Source organism: Geminicoccus sp. (assembly GCF_035556675.1).
In the GTDB taxonomy this organism is placed as follows: domain Bacteria; phylum Pseudomonadota; class Alphaproteobacteria; order Geminicoccales; family Geminicoccaceae; genus Geminicoccus.
Map to the genome: position 1 here is coordinate 1 of NZ_DATMFZ010000159.1, position 3972 is coordinate 3972.

Below are 3972 nucleotides of genomic sequence, written 5' to 3' on the forward strand. Positions count from 1 at the left end.
CCACCCATGAGACGCATCCAGAAGCTCACGCAGCAGCGTCGCCGCCAGCTGCACATACACATCCCGCCCAGCGGAATCATGGAGGTGCCGTATGGCGATGTCACCCAAGGAACGCGACGAGAAGCGCCGCGCCAAAGCCGCCCGGTTGCAGGAAGAAGACCTGCGTTTGAAGGTTCGACCAGGGACTAAACAGGCCCTGCTGGAACTGATGGAGTGGGCCGGGATCGAGGAACAGGGCGAGGCGATGACGCTGATGATTCATCACCTGCATGGGCTTGGGCCGGGCGGCGCGCTGCCGCTGCTAACACCTCCGCGCCACGAAATCACGGTGTCACCATCTGTGGTGCGGAAGCTTGAGAATTTCAGGGCACGAGAGGCGTTACGGCTTCCCCGCGACTGAGCCTATATTGCGCTCTCTGATGAAGTCGTCGGCATGAGCATTCATGATCCTTCTGGCTTCTGCTTCGTCAGTGGCATGTATGCTGTACTCAGCCTCTACATTAACTTTTGGCGGTACAACCGTTTTCCCGTAAAGGCCGAGCCACGCGACAACCGGCGTCCCGGCATGCTGTGCGCCGAAAGTGATCCTGACCTTTGGATCTCCCTCTGGATAATCGTACGAATCCCAATAGTTCAATTGCCTCTCCTTGAGCCGGCCCCATGCCGGTCACCCGTAATACCCCATCCCAAACCAAATTGCCACCATGCCGCCCAGCCACGGAGGGCGGCGCATGCTTGGAGAAAGCCATGAGCTACTTCTACAAGACCGAATCGCCGAAGGTCCTGGCCGCAGTGCGCGCCTGGGACGAGAAGAAAGCGGCCTGGAACGCCCAACGCGAGAAACTGGGCCAAGCCTTCGGCGCCGATGCATCGCCGATGTACAGCGGCTCCCGCAACTACGTCGGCGGCATCAAGCTCAGCGCCAGCCGCGACCTTGATGTGCATTGGTGCCGTCCCGACGAATACGGCTACCGCTCGCTGCGCCGGGCGCCCAAGCATGCCAAGGGCGCGGGCAAGGAGGTGCGTGCGGCCGAGAAGGCCGAGCACGAGCGCCTGGAAGACCTATGGAAAGCTCATTGCCCGGACGATATCGACCGCGACGAAATGTGGGAGGCCATCGGCGTCGAGCGCGGCGGCATCTGGCTCAGCGGCGGGGTGTGCTTTACCTACGGCGAAACCGTGTACCTGAACCTGGGCAGTAAAGCCGCTGACGGCGATGTCGACGGCCTGGTTGAGATCGTCAGCAGCGAGTACGAAACAGCTCGCCAACGGGTGCTCAACGCACGTAAAGCCGCCTGACCCTCCGGCGCTGCCCGCCAGCGCCTTCCCCTCTCAAACGATGAACGCCTCCCCGGAGATGGCGGCGCCTGCCTGGAGACACCATGAAGGTTCAGATCAGGACGCTCTACAAGTGCGGCTTCTGTGGCGACATCCACGACGATGAAGATGGAGCCCGGGAGTGCTGCCAGCCAGAAGTGGAGGAGATGTTCGAATGCCCGGTATGCAAGACCATCCATGACGGCGAGGACGAAGCGCGCTTGTGCTGCGAAAGCGACTCGATCAAGTGCCCATCCTGCTACAGGGACCATTCATCCATCACGCTGTCGTTCCAGGCAATCAAGATCGCCGGCCACTGCACCACCTGCAACCCGATGTTCACCATCGACCAGCAGCAGGCCATTCAGGACCTGCATTACCACGAGACCGGGCGCCGCGAGCACCTGTTCGACTGATCCTCGACCGAGACCACTATGACCACAGCAATCGACCTGTTCGCCGGCCTCGGCGGATGGAGCACCGGCGCGCGCGCCGCAGGCGTCCAGGTTCTCTGGGCGGCAAACCACTGGCCAGATGCCGTGAAATGGCATGCAGCCAACCATCCCAACACCGAGCATGTCTGCCAGGATCTGCACCAGGCTCGCTGGGAGCAGGTACCTGCTCACGACATCCTGCTCGCTTCGCCGTGTTGCCAGGGGCACGCCAAGGCCCGCGGGAAGAAATCGGGGAACCCTGAGCATGACGCATCGCGCTCGACGGCCTGGGCGCCGGTAGCGGCCCTTGAGTTCCACCGGCCGCAGGCAGCCATCATCGAGAACGTACCGGAGTTCACCGACTGGGTGCTCTACCCGGCTTGGTTGCAAGCCATCCAGGCGCTGGGGTATCAGGCAGCGCCGCACATCGTGGACTGCGCTGACCTCGGTGTGCCGCAGCACCGGGTGCGCCTGTTCATGGTCCTGACGCGCAGCAAGGCCCCGCTGATGCTGCAGCTGCCGCAGGAACGGCATGTGTCAGCCGCCAGTTTCCTCGACTTCGACGCCGGGCGCTGGTCACAGATCGAGAAGCTAGGCCGGGCCCAGGCCACGCTCGACCGAGTGCGCAACGGGCGCCAACGCTTCGGAGATCGCTTCATCATGCCCTACTACGGCAAGGGCTCCGGCACCACCGGCCGCGACATCAACCGGCCGATCGGCACCATTACCACCCTAGACCGATGGGCTCTGGTCGACGGCGACCGCATGCGGATGCTCAGCGCCAGCGAGGCCCTGGCCGCGATGTCATTCCCAGCTGACACCCTACGGCCGGACAATCACCGGCTGACCATGCACATGGCCGGCAATGCGGTACCACCGCTGGCCGGTCAGCGAGTCATCGAGGCCTTGATGAAGGCCGCATGACCGAAAGAGCACATCTGTACTCCATCCAGCTGTAACCCCTCTCCCAATTATTTCGAGGCGGCGATTCGATCAGCGGCGGGAGGGCCATCAGAGGCAATACGGCGAGCACGACCAACCCCCCAGGCCAGAGCTCGAGTCATCGACTCCCCTGGTCGCGAATCGAAGGCCTCCTCATGGATAGCCATACCGCTAGGGGCATAAACCCCGATGAACATCTGCGTCGTGCCTCCCCGCGACAGTCGCACCTGAACATCAATATGCGTTCCATCGCTGAGGGTTTCGTCGTGAGTACGGTGGTGAAGCGTTGGATCAGCCCACCCCCAAAAAACCTCACCGCGAATCCTCATGTCGACCTCCTACGAGTTTAGTTGTATGCCACAGGTGAACTCTCACCATAGCCAAAGCGAGGCGAGACGCAATCGCGGTATCGCTGCTTGAGAACTGAATCGGACCACCGGCCGATTTTCTTGGACCGAACCCAACCCCTTTTACAACTCACTGCCGCGATATGGCGGCCAAGGACGAAGTCATGCCTAAAGAAAAAGTCGTGATGTACGAATCCCCCGAAGCCGCCAGCATCCAGACCGTTACCGGCTGGGTCGACCCTTCCGGCCGGTTCTGGGGCAAGGACGAGCACATGGCCCGCTACTGCGGGTCGACCCACCGCCACTGCGCGAAGAACCCAGAGCACCCTATCCATGCCACAAACGGGTGGTGCGCGACCTGTCACGCAGAGAGCCGGGCGGCCAAGTTCGCAGCCATGCCGAGCCGTGTATGGGCCGGCGAAGTGATCACCGAGTACGACGGCGACCAGTACTTCTTCGACGAGGAAGACCTCCGGGACTACCTCATTGAGCATGAGGTGGACCTGGCCGACCTGAAGCTGGTGTTCTGCACCCCGAACTACCCCAGTCAGATTGATCCGAACGACCACTTCTGCGATGACCTGCCGGAAGACGGCGAGGTGAATGACGATCAGCTGCTGGCCGCGTTCGAACTGCTCAACGAAATGATCGCCAAGTGTCCGCCATTGTCATGGTCGCCAGGCTACGAAGCGGTTGAGCTACCCCAAGCATTCATCGATATGGTTGCCAGCGAGCGCCAGGAGGCCCAGGCATGACCCGCCTTGCCCTCTGCCTCCTGCTGCTGGCCACCGGCGCCAGCGCAACCGAGAACGTCATCGACGTGCAGCACGACAGCCAGCGCGGCGTCACCTGCTACCTGCTCAACGGGGTCGGCATCAGCTGCATCCCCGACAGCCAGCTGCAGGCCGGCAACCAGCGCCAGCTCTCCCCGC

The 3972-nt window shown here is 62.3% G+C and carries 7 protein-coding genes; 6 read left to right on the forward strand and 1 reads right to left on the reverse strand.

Annotated elements, in window-relative coordinates; all coding sequences use genetic code 11:
- Positions 1–91: 91 nt before the first annotated feature.
- From VNS22_RS11905 to VNS22_RS11920, 4 genes are all read left to right on the forward strand, one after another.
- Entirely contained in the window at positions 92–400 is a 309-nt protein-coding gene (locus tag VNS22_RS11905; RefSeq protein WP_325732668.1) for a hypothetical protein, read from the forward strand.
- Between the two features lie 347 nt (positions 401–747).
- Positions 748–1299, forward strand: a complete 552-nt coding sequence (locus tag VNS22_RS11910) for a hypothetical protein (protein WP_325732670.1) — start codon at positions 748–750, stop codon at positions 1297–1299.
- 83 nt (positions 1300–1382) lie between these two features.
- Positions 1383–1733 (forward strand): hypothetical protein, encoded by a 351-nt coding sequence (locus tag VNS22_RS11915; RefSeq protein ID WP_016711325.1) that lies wholly within the window; start codon positions 1383–1385, stop codon positions 1731–1733.
- Between the two features lie 18 nt (positions 1734–1751).
- Positions 1752–2675: a DNA cytosine methyltransferase gene (locus VNS22_RS11920; protein ID WP_121757583.1), complete on the forward strand. Its 924-nt coding sequence runs from the start codon at positions 1752–1754 to the stop codon at positions 2673–2675.
- Positions 2676–2722: 47 nt separating this feature from the next.
- Here the strand turns inward: VNS22_RS11920 and VNS22_RS28315 are convergent, their stop codons facing one another.
- A complete protein-coding gene (locus tag VNS22_RS28315) occupies positions 2723–3022 on the reverse strand; it encodes a hypothetical protein (RefSeq protein ID WP_049274152.1) in 300 nt (99 codons plus the stop codon).
- Between the two features lie 161 nt (positions 3023–3183).
- On the opposite strand from VNS22_RS28315, the gene VNS22_RS11925 reads away from it, so the two are divergent.
- On the forward strand, positions 3184–3795 hold the full coding sequence (locus VNS22_RS11925) for a hypothetical protein (RefSeq protein WP_325732672.1): 612 nt from the start codon (positions 3184–3186) through the stop codon (positions 3793–3795).
- A partial coding sequence (locus VNS22_RS11930) for a hypothetical protein (protein WP_325732674.1) occupies positions 3792–3972 on the forward strand: 181 nt, incomplete at its 3' end. The genes VNS22_RS11925 and VNS22_RS11930, both read left to right, overlap by 4 nt.